At 46.0% G+C, this 19,014-nt stretch carries 22 protein-coding genes and 1 pseudogene; 12 read left to right on the top strand and 11 right to left on the bottom strand.

Annotated elements, in window-relative coordinates; translation table 11 throughout:
• Window positions 1–16: 16 nt before the first annotated feature.
• The 7 genes and pseudogenes from fliR to QJS83_RS04450 form a co-directional block, all read right to left on the bottom strand.
• Complete coding sequence (gene fliR / locus QJS83_RS04480; protein ID WP_284607906.1) at window positions 17–796, bottom strand: flagellar biosynthetic protein FliR; 780 nt, start codon at window positions 794–796, stop codon at window positions 17–19.
• Window position 797: 1 nt separating this feature from the next.
• Entirely contained in the window at window positions 798–1,070 is a 273-nt protein-coding gene (gene fliQ / locus QJS83_RS04475; RefSeq protein ID WP_284607905.1) for a flagellar biosynthesis protein FliQ, read from the bottom strand.
• 8 nt (window positions 1,071–1,078) lie between these two features.
• On the bottom strand, window positions 1,079–1,837 hold the full coding sequence (gene fliP, locus QJS83_RS04470) for a flagellar type III secretion system pore protein FliP (RefSeq protein ID WP_284607904.1): 759 nt from the start codon (window positions 1,835–1,837) through the stop codon (window positions 1,079–1,081).
• Window positions 1,834–2,496 carry a flagellar biosynthetic protein FliO gene (gene fliO / locus QJS83_RS04465; RefSeq protein WP_284607903.1) on the bottom strand — a complete coding sequence of 221 codons (663 nt, stop codon included), beginning with the start codon at window positions 2,494–2,496 and terminating at the stop codon, window positions 1,834–1,836. The genes fliP and fliO overlap by 4 nt, the downstream gene beginning before the upstream one ends.
• A gap of 10 nt (window positions 2,497–2,506) precedes the next feature.
• A pseudogene (gene fliN / locus QJS83_RS04460) lies at window positions 2,507–2,758 on the bottom strand (flagellar motor switch protein FliN); the annotation flags it as partial.
• 122 nt (window positions 2,759–2,880) lie between these two features.
• On the bottom strand, window positions 2,881–3,885 hold the full coding sequence (gene fliM / locus QJS83_RS04455) for a flagellar motor switch protein FliM (RefSeq protein ID WP_284607901.1): 1,005 nt from the start codon (window positions 3,883–3,885) through the stop codon (window positions 2,881–2,883).
• Window positions 3,886–3,894: 9 nt separating this feature from the next.
• A complete protein-coding gene (locus QJS83_RS04450; RefSeq protein WP_284607900.1) occupies window positions 3,895–4,431 on the bottom strand; it encodes a flagellar basal body-associated FliL family protein in 537 nt (178 codons plus the stop codon).
• 253 nt (window positions 4,432–4,684) lie between these two features.
• Between QJS83_RS04450 and QJS83_RS04445 the strand changes: the two genes are divergently transcribed.
• The 7 genes from QJS83_RS04445 to QJS83_RS04415 all read left to right on the top strand — a co-directional run bounded on the left by QJS83_RS04445 (window position 4,685) and on the right by QJS83_RS04415 (window position 9,664).
• A complete protein-coding gene (locus QJS83_RS04445; protein ID WP_284607899.1) occupies window positions 4,685–4,966 on the top strand; it encodes a CsbD family protein in 282 nt (93 codons plus the stop codon).
• A 28-nt stretch (window positions 4,967–4,994) separates the two neighbouring features.
• Window positions 4,995–5,294, top strand: a complete 300-nt coding sequence (locus QJS83_RS04440; RefSeq protein WP_284607898.1) for a hypothetical protein — start codon at window positions 4,995–4,997, stop codon at window positions 5,292–5,294.
• 91 nt (window positions 5,295–5,385) lie between these two features.
• Window positions 5,386–5,940, top strand: a complete 555-nt coding sequence (locus QJS83_RS04435) for a hypothetical protein (protein WP_284607897.1) — start codon at window positions 5,386–5,388, stop codon at window positions 5,938–5,940.
• A 92-nt stretch (window positions 5,941–6,032) separates the two neighbouring features.
• A complete protein-coding gene (locus QJS83_RS04430) occupies window positions 6,033–7,088 on the top strand; it encodes a DUF748 domain-containing protein (RefSeq protein WP_284607896.1) in 1,056 nt (351 codons plus the stop codon).
• Window positions 7,085–7,675: a hypothetical protein gene (locus QJS83_RS04425; RefSeq protein ID WP_284607895.1), complete on the top strand. Its 591-nt coding sequence runs from the start codon at window positions 7,085–7,087 to the stop codon at window positions 7,673–7,675. The genes QJS83_RS04430 and QJS83_RS04425 overlap by 4 nt, the downstream gene beginning before the upstream one ends.
• A 1-nt stretch (window position 7,676) precedes the next feature.
• Window positions 7,677–8,987, top strand: a complete 1,311-nt coding sequence (locus tag QJS83_RS04420) for a flavin monoamine oxidase family protein (protein ID WP_284607894.1) — start codon at window positions 7,677–7,679, stop codon at window positions 8,985–8,987.
• 83 nt (window positions 8,988–9,070) lie between these two features.
• Window positions 9,071–9,664, top strand: a complete 594-nt coding sequence (locus QJS83_RS04415) for a DUF4142 domain-containing protein (protein WP_284607893.1) — start codon at window positions 9,071–9,073, stop codon at window positions 9,662–9,664.
• Window positions 9,665–9,666: 2 nt separating this feature from the next.
• Here the strand turns inward: QJS83_RS04415 and QJS83_RS04410 are convergent, their stop codons facing one another.
• Complete coding sequence (locus tag QJS83_RS04410; RefSeq protein WP_284607892.1) at window positions 9,667–10,518, bottom strand: inositol monophosphatase family protein; 852 nt, start codon at window positions 10,516–10,518, stop codon at window positions 9,667–9,669.
• A gap of 133 nt (window positions 10,519–10,651) precedes the next feature.
• Here QJS83_RS04410 and QJS83_RS04405 point away from each other — a divergent pair, with 133 nt between their 5' ends.
• Window positions 10,652–11,434 carry an SPOR domain-containing protein gene (locus tag QJS83_RS04405; RefSeq protein ID WP_284607891.1) on the top strand — a complete coding sequence of 261 codons (783 nt, stop codon included), beginning with the start codon at window positions 10,652–10,654 and terminating at the stop codon, window positions 11,432–11,434.
• A gap of 15 nt (window positions 11,435–11,449) precedes the next feature.
• Here the strand turns inward: QJS83_RS04405 and QJS83_RS04400 are convergent, their stop codons facing one another.
• From QJS83_RS04400 to QJS83_RS04390, 3 genes are all read right to left on the bottom strand, one after another.
• Window positions 11,450–12,493: a pectin acetylesterase-family hydrolase gene (locus QJS83_RS04400; RefSeq protein WP_284607890.1), complete on the bottom strand. Its 1,044-nt coding sequence runs from the start codon at window positions 12,491–12,493 to the stop codon at window positions 11,450–11,452.
• A gap of 92 nt (window positions 12,494–12,585) precedes the next feature.
• On the bottom strand, window positions 12,586–13,185 hold the full coding sequence (locus QJS83_RS04395; protein ID WP_284607889.1) for a hypothetical protein: 600 nt from the start codon (window positions 13,183–13,185) through the stop codon (window positions 12,586–12,588).
• Window positions 13,182–14,534, bottom strand: a complete 1,353-nt coding sequence (locus QJS83_RS04390; RefSeq protein ID WP_284607888.1) for a lysophospholipid acyltransferase family protein — start codon at window positions 14,532–14,534, stop codon at window positions 13,182–13,184. Before QJS83_RS04390 ends, QJS83_RS04395 begins: the two co-directional genes overlap by 4 nt.
• 185 nt (window positions 14,535–14,719) lie before the next feature.
• Between QJS83_RS04390 and QJS83_RS04385 the strand changes: the two genes are divergently transcribed.
• The 4 genes from QJS83_RS04385 to QJS83_RS04370 all read left to right on the top strand — a co-directional run bounded on the left by QJS83_RS04385 (window position 14,720) and on the right by QJS83_RS04370 (window position 18,991).
• Window positions 14,720–17,014 carry an ATP-dependent helicase gene (locus QJS83_RS04385; protein ID WP_284607887.1) on the top strand — a complete coding sequence of 765 codons (2,295 nt, stop codon included), beginning with the start codon at window positions 14,720–14,722 and terminating at the stop codon, window positions 17,012–17,014.
• Between the two features lie 80 nt (window positions 17,015–17,094).
• Entirely contained in the window at window positions 17,095–17,601 is a 507-nt protein-coding gene (locus QJS83_RS04380) for a hypothetical protein (RefSeq protein WP_284607886.1), read from the top strand.
• A gap of 200 nt (window positions 17,602–17,801) precedes the next feature.
• Window positions 17,802–18,371 (top strand): outer membrane beta-barrel protein, encoded by a 570-nt coding sequence (locus tag QJS83_RS04375; RefSeq protein WP_284607885.1) that lies wholly within the window; start codon window positions 17,802–17,804, stop codon window positions 18,369–18,371.
• 155 nt (window positions 18,372–18,526) lie between these two features.
• The gene (locus tag QJS83_RS04370) at window positions 18,527–18,991 is read left to right on the top strand and encodes a hypothetical protein (RefSeq protein WP_284607884.1); all 465 of its coding nucleotides are present in this window, start codon (window positions 18,527–18,529) and stop codon (window positions 18,989–18,991) included.
• The last annotated feature ends 23 nt before the right edge of the window (window positions 18,992–19,014 follow it).

The following is a 19,014-nucleotide window of genomic DNA, read 5'->3' as shown; positions in this document are numbered from 1 at the left end:
CTTAAAAGCCTTGTTACTATAAGTGTTTCATCACCGCGATCAGTTTGCTAGCGGTGATTTCAACTAAACCATTCATTTCAATCACCATCAGGGGAAGACAGATAAACACCACCGTCATTCCCAACAAGATTGTGACTGGCATACTCGTGACCAGGACGTTGATCTGGGGAACTGCTCTTCCCAAGATTCCCATCGCTAGATTTACCAACAACACCGCTACGAGCACGGGTGCGCACATTTTAATGGCCATCATCATGACCGTCTGTCCAAAGACGGCCATTTCGGCGAAAGGCCCCACATTCAACGCAAGAGAACTTACAGGCACAAGTTCATAACTTTGCGCGATTCCACTGATCAACATGTGGTGACCGTTAATTGCTAAGAAAACTAAAGTTCCGATAGTAGAGTAAAATTGATCGATGGTATTTCCATGACTTCCCAACATCGGGTTGTACATTTGCGAGGCGCTGAGGCCCACGGACATCGACACCAAATCCCCTGTCATTGTGACAACAAAGAAAAACAGACGGGTTAAAAATCCTAGCGACAATCCGACGACTAACTCACGGACGGCTAAGCTGATGATTTCATTAGAGATCAAAGAATAATCGACGTTGCCAACCTTCACTAAAGGGAAGAGGACCACGCTTAATACGATGGAAAGCAGAACCTTAATTGGCGTATTCACCAAAGGAGATCCGAAAACAGCCGAAGACACGACAAATGCAATCATGCGCAGGAGAACCAGCGCAAAAAGCAAAATCTGTGCTTCCGTCATCGCACTCCAGTTCAACACTTTATTCCCTCACCATCACGGCAATATTTTCAAAAAGATTTACAGTATAAGTACTCATCACATCCATCATCCAGGGCCCGGCCAAAACAAAGACCAACGCGACGACGATCATCTTAGGAATAAAAGTCAAAGTCGCTTCGTTGATTTGAGTCAAAGCCTGGAAAATACTCACGGCCAAACCGACAACTAATGTGCTGATCAAAAGAGGCGCCGCCAACATTGCTGTTGTACGAAGCGCATCTTGTCCAAGTCGAATCACTAATTCTTCTGTCATCTTTCACCTCACCCGAAACTCTTGACCATTGAACCGATGAGAAGCCCCCATCCATCCACTAAGACAAAGAGCATGATCTTAAAGGGTAACGAAATCACTACCGGCGGAAGCATCATCATCCCCATCGCCATCAAGACCGAAGCCGCTACGATGTCGATAACCAAAAACGGAAGGAAAATAATGAAACCGATTTGAAACGACGTTTTCAGTTCCGAAACGACAAATGCCGGAACAAGCACCATTGTCGGTACATCCGCGCGTGTTTTCGGTTTGTCGACCTTGGCCAACTTAATGAACAATGCAAGATCCGAATCGCGCGTTTGATTGAACATAAATTTACGAAGAGGCGCCAATGTGTTTTCAATCGCCACCTCTTGAGAAATTTTTCCCGCCATATAAGGCTGAATGCCTTTTTGGTTCATTTCATTGAATGCCGGCTGCATTACAAAGAACGTCAGGAACAACGCCAAACCCACGAGCAATTGATTTGGCGGCATTTGCTGCACACCCATTGCTTGGCGCAAGAAAGAAAGAACGATAATGATGCGAGTAAAACCCGTCATCATGATCAAAATCGCCGGCGCCAAAGTCAGCACCGTCATGATCAAAATCAATTTTACGGCGTTAACAACTTCATTCGGATTGTCTGTCGTTTTAAAACCCAGATTCACTGTCGGCAAAGTGACTTGGGCCCACGCACTTGAGCTGATAAAAAGAATCAAAGGTAAGAGAAGAAGACTGCAAAGAGTCCAGTTAAACTTTCTCACTGAAGAGACCTCATTCCTTTAAGACGCTTAGAAACAATGTCTTTGATTCCGCTAATTGCGAACTCGTCATCGGATTCGATCTCTTTAGCAACGCGCTTTGATTTTGCCGGAGCGTCATCTTCTGCTCCGTCGAACTCAACTTTAGAATCGAGAACTTTGCCGAAATTCTTCGGAGCTTCTTCGGGGACTTCGTCATCCAATAGCGACAAAGACTTAATCATGGAAATATTATGGTCAGTGACCCCGATAAGAATCGACTCACCGGCCACGCGCACGATCGCAAGACTTTTCTTCGGTCCCAAATAATGCTGTTGCAAGATTTTGATTTGCGTTTGGTGCTTCATCGCTTTGGGAACGGAATACTTACGGAGGAAAAAGTAAGCGCCCGTACCGACAAGGCCCAAAATCGAAATCGTAAAAAGGATTCTAAAAAGACTTCCGCCGTCGGAAGATGCTTTCTTGTCCTTTTCCAAATTCAATGGAATTTCAGACTCTTTACGTGAATCCGGTTTATTCTTTTCAATCGGAAGATTTTCGCTGGCAGCGGCATTCGCCGTTTCAACGCTAGCCACTTCCGTTGCCGTTGCAACTGTTGCAGCTTCTTCCGCCGCGTGAGCGGAAACTGAAATCACAAAGATCAAAGAAAGCAACCAACGCATTCTAAACCTCTTATTTAAGTTGTTCTACGCGCTCAGCTGGCGAGATGATATCCGTCAAACGCACACCGAACTTTTCATTCACCACGACGGCCTCACCGCGAGCGATCAATTTGTCGTTCACGTAGACTTCCATAGGTTCACCGGCCAATTTGTTCAATTCGATCACGCTGCCTTGTGTGAGATTCAAAAGTTCGCTCACTGGCATTTTTGTGCGACCCAACTCCACTGACACTTTTAATGGAATATCCAAGATCAAGCTCAAGTTGCGATCTGTCGCACTTGGAGCTGCTGCCGATGCTTTCTTGGTATTTTCCGCCATTCCCGCGGCTTCAGCTACGAGCTGATCCGCCAAATTGTCCAATGTATCGTCACCCATTTATCCCCCTACCCTTTTTGCACCGGGCGAGTAACTTGGACCGCCACAGTTCCATGATGTATTCCGTAATAACCTTTAAACTTTTTAACGCCTTCAACATTCACGTCAAACTCACCGGAGGCGTCCTGATCCAATGGAATCACGTCGCCCACTTTCAAATTCATCATATCTTTGAGTTTGATTTCTGTTTCGCCAAGATTCACTTTGATCTCCATGTCCGTTTCAAGAAGCTGTTCTTGAATGATCGAAGTCCAAAGTTTTTTATCCGTTTGATCCGACTCCACTTGGAAACCAGTAGAGAGTTTTTGTTTGATCGGTTCGATTGTCGCATAAGGAATCACGATCGAAATCGTGCCTGTCGCGTTTTCAAGTTCGACGTCGAACGTCGATGCAATGACCACGTCCGTCGGAGGAACGATACCCACAAACTGTGGATTCACTTCGGTACGAACGAAAGAACAACCGATCTTCTCGATCGAAGCCCATGCCATTTCCAAATCATTGATCGCAAGACCTACGACTTTTTGCACGATAGAAAGTTCAATCGGAGTGAAGTCTTTTCCGTCGATTTTTGTATAAGGACGATCCGCGCCACCGAAGAAGCTGTCCACCAATGCGTAAGCCAATTTACTTTCAATAACGAAAAGAGCTGAACCGCGCAGATTCCCGAAACGCAGAACGCTCATGCACGTTGGCATCGGAAGCGTGTTGATGAACTCACCGAACTTCAAAAATTCCGTCGAAGTCAAAGTGATCGAAGCGATTTTACGAAGCGCTGAAGACAATGAAACGCGGAAGGCGCGCATGAATTTTTCGTAAATAACTTCCAACTGCGGAAGTCGACCGCGAATAATACGGTCTTGGCTTGTCAGATCGTAAGAAACAATCTTGCGATCTTCGACTTTTCCTACGTTCTGGGACTCGGCCTTGGGAGAATCCGAAGACGACACGTCCCCGTCGGAGACCGCCGCTAACAGAGCATCCACTTCGCTTTGCGAAAGTACCTGATTCATATTCCTGCCTTAGTTGTAAAGGAACTCAGTGAAGAACACGTTCGAAATTTTTCCTTGAACCAGGAAAGAGTTAATCGTGTCCTTGATTTCATTTCTTAAACTGTCTTTACCTTCACGCGATGAAACGTCTTCATACGTTTTGGAAGAAAGAATAATGATAATAATATCGCGGATCTGAGCTTTGCGCTTTTCGATCTCTTCAAGAACATGGTCCCCTTTTACTTCGAGCTCCATGTTTACTTTCGCGACTTTACGTCCCTTAGAACCGGCAAGATTGATAATGAAAGTTTCAAGCGGCACGACTTTGCCCACCACTTCTTTTTCTTCTGTGGCTTCCTTGTGCTGAGCTTCCGCTTCACCTTTAATTACGTGTTCGATTTTTGGTTCAGCCGCTTCCTTTTTGCGTCCTTGATAAAGCATAAACCCAACGCCAGCGACGACGAGCATGTTGATAACCGCCAAGGCAATTAAGAGTATAGGCTTTTGTCCAGATCCCCCGCTCGGGCCTGACGACGCTTCCACTGCTGCCGCTTTTTCTTCAGCCACTTCATCCTCCATGATGACGGACCACAGAGTGGCCCTGAAAATACATTAAGCAACACGGATGCCAACAGGACCGTGGTCGAGGCGCAGCGACTGCGAACCAACATATTTGATTTCAGGCAAATTTTGCCCCGGGGGAAAATGTTTCCATGCAGAAATTCCCTGACAGGAGTCAAAGTTTTGGCGTGGGAAATTTGACTATTTCGCGAAACAGGCGCCTGATTATAGAGAGGTATTCTCAACTAAGGAGGTTCCCATGAACAAGGATATCTTCCAAGGAAAGCTGAAAGAAATCTCGGGTGAATTGCGCAAAAAATGGGGCGCCCTCACCGACGACGATATCGAACAAACAAAAGGAAATTTAGAATCACTGAGCGGTCTAGTGCAACAGAAAGCCGGATTGTCCAGAGAAGAAGCAGAGAAACAAGTCTCTCAATTTCTGGCCGAAATGGATAAAAAATATGAAAGCGCCGGCAGCAGTGTGACCGCTAAATTTAACGAGAAAGTAGATAAAATCAAAAACAAACTCTCACACTGAGGTTCCTTGAAAAAGGAAGGAGTTGTCTATGGACACTCAAGCACTACAAACGAAATTCAATGAGTTTTCCGGAGCATTGAAAGAAAAGTTCGGCAACATCGATCTTTCGCAAGATGAACTCCGTAAAGCCATGACAAGCCCTGATGAATTCGCGGAACTGGTATCTGAAAAAACCGGTCTTCCTAAAGAAGAATGCAATCAAAAGGTACATCAAGTAATGGACAGCCTTCATATTGATGATGCCACTGCAAAAGGTTTTATGGCTAAGTTCAGCGACACGATCGAAAAGAAATACGATCAATTCAAAAGCAAATTCACTCATCACTGATGAGATGATGAAAAAGGGAGCAGGAATGCTCTCTTTTTCGTCTAACTTCTGGACATTGATTTGCACACTTCTTCCGTGAGAAAATAATCGAATGAGACTTTATATATTTACTCTCTTCGTACTCTTCCTTGCGGCGTGCAGCACTTCTCCGAAAAATGAAACTGTGGAGATTCCTCCCGTCGTGCCGACCGCGGCTCCGGAAGAAGCGGTCTCCTCTATTGATGTTCAAGCCATCCAAAGACATCTCGGGATGGAGAGAGCTTCGGATACATTGGGTGTCTCTGAAAAAGCTTTTAATACTTGTGACGTGGGTTATGGATTTTCCCGCGCACAAAACTGCCATCGTGAATTTTTAACGGTGGTGCACTTCCGCCTTCTTTGCCGTGACTCCGTGGGCACGATATCCAACATTCTTACCGAAATGGATACAACACCCTTGGCGGGACGCTCTGTGAAATGGAATTTAAAAAAGAATTCAGGCATCATTGCTACGGATGGTTTAGGTTACGGACAGATTCTTGTGGTCTCTCCACAATCTCTGCGCAAAGAACGCCTGCGCTTAGCAATTGGCTCCGAGTTTTTATATATGAGGGCCAATGAAATCACAAAAGTAATTACACCTCAAAACTGGTGTTCGCAATACTGATGCAAAAATACAGCTAGCAGATCGTTTCCTGTAATGATGCACTTAGAGCGGTATTCTCTTTTCCTTTTGCGAAGGTGACTTATCCTTCGCACATGCGAAAGATCTTACTTTCTATTCTCGTTATTCTGATTGTCATCCGCATTGCCGCGCCTCCGATTATTCTGAGCCAAATCAATAAATTTTTGGAAGACTTTTCCCCGAGCTATCAAATTCACATCGGCGGACTTGATCTTGCCATTTGGCGTGGCGCTTATCGCTTTGAAAAAATCGATGGCAGAATTAAAACACAAAAAGATCCCTTTATGACAGTCGACGCTGTCGACGTCTCGATTGCCTGGCGAGAGATCATTCGCGGCACGATAAAAACGGATATCGTAGTCACCGGCGCCAATCTTTTGCTCAGCAAAGAACTTATGGACGTCGCCAGTAAAGCTCCAAAAAAACCAAAAGACGAAGCGCAAGAGTTAGGTGACAAACTTTTCCCTTTGGAAATTGACCGGATCGATATACGTTCTTCGAATTTTCAATTTGCGGACGTTCCAGGTTTGCCTCCCGAGCTGCGCTTAAGGGTTTCCGACCTTGACGGCCGCCTGACAAATTTAACTCCTGATAAAGAAAATCCGTGGTCCCTGGCGACCGTGCGGGGAACCGTTCAAGGTTCTTCCGTCCTAAAATTGGTTGGCGAATACAGCACTATCATCAAACCTCTGCCATGGCATGTTTCCGCGGAAGTTCAAAAGTTCGAAATGAAAAATCTAAATCCCTTCACCCAAAGAGCGGCTCCCATCAGTTTTCAGCAAGGATATCTTGATGCCTTCGTCGAAGCTAAGTCCGAAGAAAATGTCATCGTTGGGTACGTGAAACCCTTCGTCAGCAAATTGGATGTCGTCGGAAACGAAAAAGACTTTCAAGGTTTCAAACATTTTGGCATTGAGCTGTCGGCGGCCACAGCCAACCTGATTTTTCGCAGAGCCTCAGACAATACTGTCGCCACAATCATAGATTTTTCCGTAAAAGATGGAAAATTCGATTGGAATGCCAGCAAAGCTTTTAAGGAAGCCGTGGAACATGGGTTTGCACAACCGATCTCTCCCGGTCTGGAAAATCGCTATGACATTATGACCAAGCAGAAAGGTAAAATACAATGAAGTATCTTCTTGCAGTGATTCTATTAAGTGTTGTTGTCGGTTGCGCTTCTTCCAAAAAAGATGAAAGCCCTGCCGAACAGGCGCCCGAGGTGAAAAAACAAGCTCAGAAAAAAGCTCCTACGGTCAGCATCGAGTCGAAACAGCTGGCTGCGGAAGAAGAAACCCCTTTTGTCACCGAGTTCTCATTCAAGAAGGGATCCGCCGATCTTTCGCAAACTGCCAAAAACGAAATTGAAAGCTTGATCAAGAAGGCCGAAAAAAAAGGCAAGATTGAGGAGATCAAGGTTATCTCTTGGGCTGACGAAGAATATCCTTCCGTGCACACGAAAAAACTTTCCACCGCAGAAAGAAACATCGCCAATAATCGTAATAAAAGCATTGAAAGTTTCGTCAATGATTTCCCTCTGGACGCCAAGGTGTCGACTTATAGCATGGCGGAACGGCCGAACATTCTTAAAGACGTGATTAGCACCTCGGATGCGCGTATCAAAAAATCTTTGGAAACTGCGGGAATTCCGAATACGGATACCTCCGTCAAGGTTCCTGCCAAAGCTTCTAAAGCCATTGTCATCGTCATCGTCGAGTAAAATGAACTCGTCATCACAAAGAATTGTCATTGTCGGAGCCGGTCTTGCGGGACTCGCCTGTGCACAAAAACTTGTCGAAGCGGATTTCGACGTGATTCTTTTAGAAGCCCGGGACCGGCTTGGCGGCCGTGCCTATCAGCATGAATCTTCGAGTTATCACCCGCCTCTGGAGTTCGGCGCCGAGTACATTCACGGCGCTCCTTCTGCCCTCTTAAAACTTCTTGAGCAAGAAAGCTTTGTCGATGTGAATGACGAACATCTGTCTTTGCGCCAGGGACGTCTTCGCTCGCATAAAGACTATTGGGGACTTTTGGAAAAAGTCACCGCCAAACTCAATCCCCATCCCAGCAAAGACCGCAGCATTAAAGAATTTTTAAAGAAAGAAGGGCAGCGACTTCTGCCCGAAAAAAAGGAGCTCTTTGCCGCTTATGTCGAAGGATTTCACGCGGCGGATTTGAATCTGATCGGTGAAAAGTCTTTAGCCCTTTCTGAAAAAGAAGAGGAAGGTGCTTTGAATGGCCGCTTTCTATTCCGTCTGCAGAACGGAACATCCTCAATCATCGAAAAAATCAGCGCGCGCCTCGAAGCCAAGATCAAACTGCAACACCGAGTGAAAAGAATCGATTGGGGGCCCGACAAAGCGGAAGTCATCGTGCAAAACAACTGGCAGGAAGTTCACTTCACCGCACGCCATGTGGTGTTGACGGCGCCTATCGGCGTATTAAAAAGTCTGCACCCGGAATCGCACATTGAACTGAATCCCGTTATTCCGGAGTTTACGAAAGCTCTGTCGACGCTGCATATGGGACATGTACAAAAGATCAATTTCATTTTCAAAAAACGTTTTTGGGAAACTCTGTCGAAAGAACCGGTTTCATTTCTGCATACGGGACCAGAGTTTTATTTCCCGACGTGGTGGACGCAAAGTCCTGTGCGCAGTCCCGTTCTTGTAGCCTGGCAAGGAGGGCCGAAAGCTTTGGAGATGAGCCTTTGGCCCGAACAAAAAGTTATCGAAATGGCTTTCAAAACCCTTTCTAAAATAAGCAAAAGAAGTATGGATTTTCTAAAAGAAAATCTTGTCGCCCATCACTGGCATAATTGGAGTGAAGATCCTTTTGCTCTCGGGGCTTACAGTTACCTTGGCGTGCAGAGTTCCCGATCGCATTGGAATAAACCTTTTCGAGATTTTTTATGGCTGGCCGGAGAAGGAACCGCGAAAAATTCGCAACAAGGAACCATGCACGGAGCGATCGAAAGCGGATGGAGCGCGGCTAAGGAAATTATCAAAAGGGAAAAGCCCGCAGCCTTATAAGTTTATAATGATTTATCAGCAACTTGTAAAAAAATAGGAGACCTTTGAATCTTACCCAAAAAACAAACTCAAAGGAGTCTTCAATGAAATCGACATATGGAAAACTACTTGCTCTTCCTTTATTAATTGTCTCTTTTTCTTTTGCGGGAACTTCTTTCGCTCAAGATACAACGACGCCGACGACACCCTCATCAACGCAAATGAAAAGTGGAGACATGAGCTCAATGATTTCTGAAAGCGAAATTGCTGAGATCCTGAAAACTGCCAACGATGCAGAAATTGATGCCGCGAAAGCAGCAAAATCCCGTGCAAGCAGCTCGCAAGTAAAAGATTTTGCGAAACACATGGAAACCGAGCATGAATCGAACAATAAAGAAGCGAAATCTGTTCTTAAAAAGGCCGACATCAAAATGAAATCCAACGAGATGGCAAAAACTTTGAAGAAAGACTCGAAAGAGCAGTTGTCACAGTTGAAAAAGAAAAAAGGTGCGGACTTCGACAGTGCTTACATCGAAAATCAAATCTCGATGCACCAGCAACTTCTTTCCGATTTAGAACAAAAGTTCATTCCTTCGGCAAAGAATCCAGAATTCAAATCTTTCCTAGAAAAGACAAAAACACACGTGCAACAGCACTTGTCGAAAGCTCAAGAAGTTCAACAATCCATGACAAAATAGTTTTAGTGAGTTTCCTCACTGACATGATTCTGAAGGACCTTTTGCATTTCGCGCACAAGGTCCTTGTTACCTGCTACAATTGAATTCTTATAGGGGTGATACTTTTCACCGCGATATGTTTCGACGACACCACCCGCTTCCTCGACTAAAAGAATTCCGGCAGCGGCATCCCAGGGCTGAATGTTGCGTTCCCAATAGCCATCGAAAACTCCGCGCGCTACTTGTGCTAAATCGTAGGCGGCGGCTCCAGGACGACGAACACCACGACACTCGCGCACCATTTCTCCAAAAACTTTTAATTGTTCGGAAATGACGTGTTCATGTTCAGCGACAAAGCCGGTCGCCAGAAGAGCTTTTCCCAGCTCTGCAGTTTTGCTGACACGCAAAGGGCGGCCGTTGACAAACGCGCCCTGCCCGCGAATAGCGGTGTAAGTTTCTTTCAGCATGGGAACATCAATGACCGCTAATTGCATTTGTCCATTGATCTCTAAACCCAAACTAATACAAAAAATAGGAAAGCGATGAATGTAGTTCGTTGTTCCATCCAGAGGATCTAAAATCCAACGACCCTCGGGACCCGCCGGTGCCGCCTGGACCTTCGCCCCAGGAGCGTGTTTCGCCGCGAAAGTTTCCTCACCTAAAAACTCGATTGTGGGAAAATTTTTCTTAAGATGCTCTGCAATGACTCGTTCTGATTCTTTATCGGCTTCACTAACTAAGCCTGCTTGGAATTTTTCTTCGATGTGTTCTAAGTTACCGAAATAATTGAGAAGGACCTCTCTGCCGAGACTCACCGCTTTGATCGCTTGACCTAAGACCTGCTTCCAATCCATTGATTTTACGCCACTTTCCACGCTCTACTCCTTTAGGCCAGGACTCTCAGATGATTGACCAGTTCCGCGACTTAAAGCTACCATGATTGAAGGGCCAAAGGAAGGGCTCTAAACTAAGCATTCAAGCGAGTTTAAAACTATGAGGATTGAAAAAATGGGTTCTAAAACGGATGCAGGCGTGAAACTAGCAATAGTTTTCTTTATCTCTTTGTTGTCATTTTCCATCGGGATATTTGCAGGCAAGAAGTACAGTGACAATCAACACCAATTGTCTTCATTGGAACCACAATCCACTCACTCTGCAGAACGCGAAGTCGCTTCTGTTCCTTCACATGAACCAGAGCAAAAAACCGGCGCCATGACAGATGAAGAGATCGCCAAGCTGGCGGAAGAATTCGTTGCTGACGAGACAACGGAAGCGCACGGCGAAACGGCGAAAACAGAAGAGCACGGAACACACGCTGAAACTGTCGCTGCTGACACTAAAACAAAAACAGAAGATAAAATCGAAGTTAACAAGCCAAAATCAGGTGCTCAAGGCCACACACCCGTAACTCAACACGAAGAGCCTTCAACAGCTGCGAAAAATATTGCAGCAGGAAAAGCGCCAGCAACTGAAACCGTAGAAAAGAAAGCAGCTCCGCAACATGAGCGCGTGCCTTCTTCTTTACCAAAAGACGTTGCTCAGTACGCAGTAGGTAAGTTCACTGTACAAGTGGCTTCTTATGCGGATGAAGCGGAAGCACAAAAAATGGCTTCCAGCCTTAAAGGCAAAGGCTACAGCGCTTTCTACATTCCAGCGAATATCAAAGGTAAGACTTGGTACCGCGTAAGCGTTGGTCAGTTTGCGACACAAAAAGAAGCGCAGTCGTACCGCAACGAGTTCCTTACGAAATCAAAAGTAGAATCAGCGATCGTACAAAAAATCACTGAATAATTCTTAGTTTTCAATTCAATCCAAGAAACCCCCGATAAGCTCGGGGGTTTTCTTTTTAAGACGTCTGTGCGGGGCTTCGGCGGCTCCTTCGTAGACACGCAAAGCGAATTCCCAAGCACTCTCCCCGGCCGAGTTTTTTTGATCCACTGTGGATGAGCGCAGTAAAAACGTGTGCGTCATCACGTCAATAATCCACACATAAGTATTCGGATAATCTTTTGCAACCGTTGCAATACCCTGGGGCCCCAGCACAAGTTTTTTATGATCTTCGGGACTGATGTCGCCAAAGACCAGTGACATCACGATATCTTTTGTCGACTGCAGGATTCCTATTTTCCAATCGCTTAACTTCACGAACACCGGGCCCATATAGGGCGTCAGCAATCCGGTGTCTTCAGAGTAATTCAAATCTATTTTGCCAAAGCTGCTACGAAAATCGCGACTGAGCTCTGGCGTAAATTTATGCCAAAAGTTTTTTCCGAAATGTAAACCCGGGCTGTCTGCGATCAATGTTTTGCGCGTGTTTGTGTTGAAATAAGGAGCCAGGGTTTGTGTATGCAAGAACGCGCCGATGGCTCCGGCGGAGTATCCCCAGACAATCAGATCATTCACGTCATGAAACGGAATAAGATTTAAATCTTGCAGGTGTTGTAACGCTTTCTGCACGTTCAACGCGCCATAATGATAAATCTGTACGCCCTGCTTATAGGAATTCTGATGAAAGCCCGCGTGTACATCTCCCGTACAATACGGGAAATACAAAGCGGTGTAATCAACCCACGGGCTCGGCTTGGATGCCATCATACTGGTGGTGGGATTTCCCGGCAGAGGAGCCAGGTTCGTCAAAGGACTGTTGCCATAGCAAGTGCCTTCGGACCAACACGCTCCGCCGCCCATGAATTCCACCAGCAGTTTGTCGCCGGCTCTTTTATCTATAAAAACGCTGTAGGGTTCGCCGTTGCCGCAAAGAGCGCCGGGAATTTCGATGCGTTGCCAGTTTCGAGCGAAAGAAAAAGAAGACGAAAAAACAATAACTAGGAATAGTATTTTTGTTTTCATGGCCCCATTTTTTAGCGAGGCACTAGGTCATGGGAATATGTACTTTGATGACATTAGACTTCTGTCGGAACAGTCCAGTGCAAAGAGGCAGGTCAAAGTGGGAATTGCAAACCTAAGCGCAAAACAGCGCTCCAAATGGGATTGGGATCAAAATCGGAAGCCAGCAACGCGCGCCCTTCGACTCCGGCAAGCAAGCCGAAACGCGGGTTCACGGAGTAAGCCACTTCACCACCAAGCACAAGGCCCGACATGAATTTCAAATCAGATTTATCCGTACGACTGTCGCCCATAAGGGTTGTCTTTACTTCCTCTTGGTAGCCACCGGCACCCGCCCCCGTAAAAAGCTTCCAGGAAAATTCAGGCAGTTTTCTTTGCATAAAAGAATAGCGCAACCACAGAACAAGATCTTGGTGCGTTCTATCTATGGAAGATGTCGCATTTCCCGTTTCTTCCGTGAAGCGCGCGTACTCTGCCATGAAATTCAGTTTCGCGTATTCAAAAGAAAATGCGAAGTTCAAGGGCCTGCGGTTGACAAGCTCTTGTGAGGAATCCCGTTCATAGCGCAATTCCGGATTTAAAAGATATAAATTCACAGCGGAAAAAGGCGGCGGAGGTTGTACTTTCAGACGAGACACCTGCGCCTGCGCACTCCATGAGAGCAGAAAAGAAAATATCAGAATACTGATTCTCATTTTGCGAGGCCTTCATCTTTTGCTTCGGGATTTGTCGGACCTTCCGCGTTGACAGCTTTACCCAAAATGATTTGGCCGTTGCCATCGATGCAAGAATAAGAAGTTCCGATATTATCGACGGAGTTGTTGATCACTTCTTTCAGATACTCACACTCAGCTTGTTTCAGATCCGGCATCTTTGCCGCCAAAGTCTGCAGGAACAGTTCAGAAGAATAAAAACTCTTTTCTAAATTCTGCAGGGATTTTTTTACCTCGGGCAGAATCTGCACGATAATCTTCGCCACTTCTTTTCTTGCGGCTAAAGCTTCAACGCCACGAGCTTTCGCATAAATATCAGTAAAGCGCTTTAATACGCGAGAAAACTGGGTTCCCAACGAATATGAGTAACCAATGCTGTAGTCGCGAAACTTTTCTTTGTCTCCTGCACTAAAATAAATTCGCAAAGCGGCCTGGATGGATTCGCTTGTAGGCAACTCGTTCACGTCACCGTCCACATGCAAAGAGCGCAAAGATTTTTCGCTTGGCAAAGATTGCGCGATAAAGTCGGGATCTCCCGTGTACATCCAACCCCAGAAGTCCGCCAAACCTTCATTCAAACCACGTGACAAAGCAACGTGATAATAGAAATGCATGATCGTCGGATCGATTTCTTTTGCACCTTTGATGATCGGTAAAATACGACGCTCGCGGATCATGAAGTCATCTTCTTGCACTTCCTCAAAGAAATCTTTGCGGTTGTGGGCATTGCCTTTAAATGGAAGATCCTTCATGACCAGTTTAAAAAATAAAGAATGAAAGTGTTCGTGCGCAAGAATTCCGGCGTTGATTGCGATCGGAAGATTTTGTTGATTGTACGGAACAAAAAGCATCGAATCCGTTTCGCCGTCATAATAAGCATTGTTCGCTCCATTACGACCTTTCACACGAACGGCAACACCGATATCCCGAGGCCATGTGTTCACGCCTTCGGCTCCTAGCTCCGTATCAAGTTCCGCCAGCTTTTGCATGTGCGCATAGACAGTGACCATCTGCTGAGTCAGCTCGTTCGCTGGAATGTAATTGCCGTCGGAATTACGGATAAATCGGGTGTGCGGGGCTTCGCCGTGCAATCGCTTATTCACGATTTTCGGAGCAATAAAAAAGCGCGCGAATTCACCCGCCATCGTTTGCAGGTCTTTAAGACCTTTAAGATCGAGGAAACCCAGAGAGTAAGAACCTTTTGTATTCGCCGTTGGAGCCAGAATGCGGACCGTGCCTGCTTCTTGTCCGGAATCCGATTGAGGAGCACAGGCGCCTACCAGTCCTGATATCAAAATTGCTGCTGTGATCCGGCCAAAAACGCGCTTCACAAATTCCTCTCTAAGCACTATAAACGGAAGGTCTATTCCGTCCATTGACTTATTGCGTTATAGTTGTAGTGGATACCGCCAAAAAACTCAATGAAAACTTGAGGATAGACAAACTTTGTCAGTCTCACTAAAGGTTGGACACTCGGCCCGCCTTGGCAGAAGCTACACGCGAAGGAACGATATCCATGGATGTACTTGATTTTGTTACCAAAAATCTGAACCCAGCACAGAAAGAGGCAGTTGAAACCCTCAACGGCCCCCTGCTTATTTTGGCGGGCGCAGGTTCTGGTAAAACGCGTGTTCTTACCCACCGCATGGCAAACATTATCGGCCAAGGCATCGCGGCCCCCGATGAAATCCTCTGCGTAACCTTTACGAACAAGGCCGCCAAAGAGATGGAACATCGTATTTACAAGATTTTGAATGAGATGGGAGCGGCCGTTCGCTCGCAGCTCTGGATCAGCACCTTCCATAGTTTCTGTGTACGCGTTCTTCGTCAGCACATCACTCTTCTCGACTACAAACCTTTCTTCGGTATTTACGATTCTTCGGACACTTTGAGCCAGATCAAAAAAGTTATGACGGCTCTGAACATCAACGACAAAATGTATCCGGCTAAAAACTTTCAAAGCCGCATTAGCAGTGCAAAAATGCTGGGCTTGTCTCCGGATGCTTTTGAGAAAAACAACAAGCGTTTGATGGATCAAAAAACCGTCGACGTGTATCGCGCCTATGAAGCCGAAATGAAAAAAGCCAACAGCCTTGATTTCGACGATCTGTTGATGAAAACGTACGATCTCTTCCGCATGTATCCGGATGTTTTGCAGATGTATCAGGAAAAGTTCCGCTACATCATGGTTGACGAGTATCAAGACACGAATCACATCCAGTATCTGCTTGTGCAAATGCTGGCCAAAGCGCATCGCAATCTTTGTGTGGTCGGCGACGAAGACCAGTCGATTTACAGCTGGCGTGGAGCTGACATTAAAAACATTCTCGATTTCGAAAAAGATTTCCGCGAGGCCAAAGTGGTTAAGCTGGAAGAGAACTATCGCTCTTCAGCCAACATCGTGAATGCGGCGACGGCCGTGATCAAAAACAACTCGCAAAGAAAAGACAAAACTCTTTTCACCTCGAATCCCGACGGAGACCTGATTCAGGTTCGTGAAGAGAAAAATGAATACGACGAAGCTCGCTTTGTCGCGAAGACGATTCAGACAATGATGAATGAGGGCGAAGGTTCTTATAACGACTACGCTGTTTTCTATCGCACGAATGCGCAGTCTCGCGTTCTTGAAGAACAGCTTCGCACTTTGGCGATTCCTTACCGTCTTGTCGGCGGCGTGCGGTTCTATGAGCGCATGGAAATCAAAGACATGCTTTCTTATATGAAGCTCGCAATCAATCCGGCGGATGATATCGCTCTTAAACGTATCATCAACGTTCCTGCACGCGGGATTGGCAAAACGACAATCGAGAAAATCGAAGAGTTTTCTCAGCAACACAACGTCAGTATGTTCGTTGGCGCGCAAAAGGCCTGCGAAGCGCGCATTTTCAACGCCGGCACAACCGGTAAAATTCGCCACTTCTTGAATCTGATGGAAGAGCTGGAAGGCCACGCGACAAGTTTCAAGCTGGTCGATTTTTATCACATCGTTTTGGATCGTACCGAGTATTTGCTCGCGCTGAAAAAAGATGAGTCACCGGAATCTCAAGCTCGTATCGAGAACTTGGAAGAATTAGACAACGCCATCGCGCAGTTCGCAAAAGAACGCGGCGAAGAAGCGACTTTGACAAGCTTCCTTGAAGAGATGGCCTTGGTCAGCGATGTCGATTCTTTGGATCAAGAGCAAAACTCTGTCACGCTGATGACTCTGCATATTTCAAAAGGTCTTGAATACCCTTACGTTTTTGTTGTCGGTATGGAGGAAAATCTTTTCCCAAGCGGTCGCAGTGTTGACAGCGAAGGCGAGGACGAAATCGAAGAAGAGCGTCGCCTGGCTTACGTCGGTATGACTCGCGCGCGCCAAAAGCTGTGGCTGACTTATACCAAAATGCGTCGCGTATGGGGGCAAGAACAGTTCAATCCGCCTTCACGCTTTATCAAAGAAATTCCATCAGAATTGATGGAGTTGAAAACGGCCGTCGAAGCACCGCGCTTTGTTTCCCGTTATGGTTCCAGCTCATACGATTCAGAAACTTCCTTTGGCAGAACGCAATGGGGTGCCACCAGCTCTGATCGCAATCGTGCGCGCACAACAAACTATGACGATACGCAGTCCTTCCCTGACTACGACGGTGACGGGGGCGGCGGAGGCAGCACGTACACGAAAGGCATGCGTGTGCGCCATCCTACCTTTGGTGTCGGCACCATCTATGCGACCGAGGGAACGGGCGAAAACTTCAAGGTCAGCGTGATGTTCACGGATAACACGGTGAAGAAATTTGTCGTGAAGTATGCCCGCCTGGAACGAATTTGATATTGAGCGCAAAATAAATTTTTTGTTTGCAATATGACAGGTTCACGCCAAAAAATATGTCGGTTGCCTAAGGAGGCTTTGTGAAAAAATTAATCGTAATGGCGTGTGTTTTGACTTCTTCAATCGCATTTGCACAAAAAAACAACAGAATGGTTGCAAACAGCTACTCTGAAAAAACAGCAAGCGTGAGCCTTGGTATGACAAGCTCTGCTTTGAACATCGGTGGTCGTATGGAATTCGACAATGAGCAAGGCGCTCTTGGCGGTTACATCTTCCTTCAAACTGAGAAGAAAGATGCTGGCGTTCCGCAAGTTCTTAGCTTCGGCGCTCACTCTTTGATCAAGCTTGTTGATACTGCGAAAATCGGAGCTTACTTGGCTCCTGGTATCGGTATCTCTATGATCAAAATGGATGGTGCTGACGATGTGACTGCTGTTGGCCCAAGCTTCAGATACGGTGCGCAGTACAAGCTTTCTGGCATGAACGGCGCAATCGGTGTTGAACGCATTGAAGTATGGAACTGGTTTGACAGCAAATCTCAATCAAACGCAGCTTTCACTTCTGCAGTTTTCTCTTTCGGTTTCTAATCATCTGATTTAAAGACGATCGAATAATAAGTGCCGGGGCCTCAAACCCTGGCATTTTTTATTTTTCGGCTTCCTTCTTGTTATAACGCAAAGAACTCGGCCCCAATTCAAAGATAAATCCAAAGTAAGTGGCTCCTTGAAATAAAATATGATCTTTTTGTACGGCAGAATATTGGTGGCCTATCAACAAGGAGTTTTAAATGAAACTGTTTACTTTGAGTCTTCTGGCATTGATGTTCACTGTGACGGCTCAAGCGCAATCTAGAAATTATGCTTCTTCTTCTTACTATGGCGGTTCTTACACGCATGAGATCCTGACAAGTTTTACGCAAGGGTCTTTTGTTTCCGGCAAAGAGTGTGAAGACTGTGACTCTTCCACAAACCTCACTTTGCAAGCTTCTTATTTGCAAACCTGGAAAAACAATATGCAATGGGGTTTTGAAGGCGGCATTCGCATGCTTTCCGAGGAAATCTCCGGCACCGGCAGCAGCGAAACACTTTTTCAAATCGTCGCCCTTGGCGTTTACAATTTCGATAACGACATGAAAAATGCGATTTATGCAAAAGCCGGAATCGGTCTTTACCCTATCTTGGAAAGAGATGCCGGTGGCAATGATTATGAAAACCAGTTTGGCTTTTTTCTGGGAATCGGAAAACGTTTTGCCTGGCTGAACAACGTGTCTTATACACCCGAACTGCGCATGGTCAAACGCGGTGACATCGACATCGGTTTTCAAATTGATGTTTTGCAGTTCTCTATTTATTGGTAATTGCCGACTTCAGACATTGACAATAACTCAAGAGAGACCGGAAAAATTCCGGTCTCTTTTTTATTCGCTGGGCTTATGTCCATGGAACCTCGCGAACGTCTTGGTGAAAACCAACTGTCATTGCCGCAGTTGTCGTAAGTTGTTAGTGTTAACTTATGAACTCACTACAAAAATTTCTTCTCGCTTCGCTTCTGTGTTTTTCTTCTATCAGCTTTGCCGCTCCCGTCGGATTTAAACTTATCGGAACAAAAGAATTGCAGGAAGACGATGTGACTTTCCGCTATCAATCCAGTGACGGCACTTTGGATTTAAAATGCACGCATGTCTTTGATCAACCGGAAGCTCACGATTGGGATGTGTGGTGTGGCAAGGGCACAAAATGGTTACGCCAGTTCCGTGTGCATTTTCTTGTTCGTCAATATGAAACGCGCACTGCAGACCGCTCCGCTTTTGAAGTTCTATATTGGGTGATCGACCGCGATACACCGACACCCAAATTTTCATCAACGTCTTCATGGCTGCAATTCAGAAACAAATCCAATCTTGAAGTCATGTCTTTCAGTCAAGGTGTCGAGAACGATTACGCTTATCTGACTGTGGAGTTAAAACCTAAAAAATAGGATGGGCCTGGGAAGGCCCACCC

This window comes from Bdellovibrio sp. 22V (genome assembly GCF_030169785.1).
Taxonomy (GTDB): domain Bacteria; phylum Bdellovibrionota; class Bdellovibrionia; order Bdellovibrionales; family Bdellovibrionaceae; genus Bdellovibrio.
Note: the sequence above shows the minus strand (reverse complement) of the source record. Positions and strands in the feature narration are given on the sequence as shown.

Bases quoted from the DNA above. Each gene is read 5' to 3' on its own strand.
- fliQ (WP_284607905.1), bottom strand. From the start codon at position 1,070: ATGACAGAAGAATTAGTGATTCGACTTGGACAAGATGCGCTTCGTACA.
- fliO (WP_284607903.1), bottom strand. From the start codon at position 2,496: ATGCGTTGGTTGCTTTCTTTGATCTTTGTGATTTCAGTTTCCGCTCAC.
- fliM (WP_284607901.1), bottom strand. From the start codon at position 3,885: ATGAATCAGGTACTTTCGCAAAGCGAAGTGGATGCTCTGTTAGCGGCG.
- QJS83_RS04445 (WP_284607899.1), top strand. From the start codon at position 4,685: ATGAACAAGGATATCTTCCAAGGAAAGCTGAAAGAAATCTCGGGTGAA.
- QJS83_RS04440 (WP_284607898.1), top strand. From the start codon at position 4,995: ATGGACACTCAAGCACTACAAACGAAATTCAATGAGTTTTCCGGAGCA.
- QJS83_RS04435 (WP_284607897.1), top strand. From the start codon at position 5,386: ATGAGACTTTATATATTTACTCTCTTCGTACTCTTCCTTGCGGCGTGC.
- QJS83_RS04430 (WP_284607896.1), top strand. From the start codon at position 6,033: ATGCGAAAGATCTTACTTTCTATTCTCGTTATTCTGATTGTCATCCGC.
- QJS83_RS04425 (WP_284607895.1), top strand. From the start codon at position 7,085: ATGAAGTATCTTCTTGCAGTGATTCTATTAAGTGTTGTTGTCGGTTGC.
- QJS83_RS04420 (WP_284607894.1), top strand. From the start codon at position 7,677: ATGAACTCGTCATCACAAAGAATTGTCATTGTCGGAGCCGGTCTTGCG.
- QJS83_RS04415 (WP_284607893.1), top strand. From the start codon at position 9,071: ATGAAATCGACATATGGAAAACTACTTGCTCTTCCTTTATTAATTGTC.
- QJS83_RS04405 (WP_284607891.1), top strand. From the start codon at position 10,652: ATGGGTTCTAAAACGGATGCAGGCGTGAAACTAGCAATAGTTTTCTTT.
- QJS83_RS04400 (WP_284607890.1), bottom strand. From the start codon at position 12,493: ATGAAAACAAAAATACTATTCCTAGTTATTGTTTTTTCGTCTTCTTTT.
- QJS83_RS04395 (WP_284607889.1), bottom strand. From the start codon at position 13,185: ATGAGAATCAGTATTCTGATATTTTCTTTTCTGCTCTCATGGAGTGCG.
- QJS83_RS04385 (WP_284607887.1), top strand. From the start codon at position 14,720: ATGGATGTACTTGATTTTGTTACCAAAAATCTGAACCCAGCACAGAAA.
- QJS83_RS04375 (WP_284607885.1), top strand. From the start codon at position 17,802: ATGAAACTGTTTACTTTGAGTCTTCTGGCATTGATGTTCACTGTGACG.
- QJS83_RS04370 (WP_284607884.1), top strand. From the start codon at position 18,527: ATGAACTCACTACAAAAATTTCTTCTCGCTTCGCTTCTGTGTTTTTCT.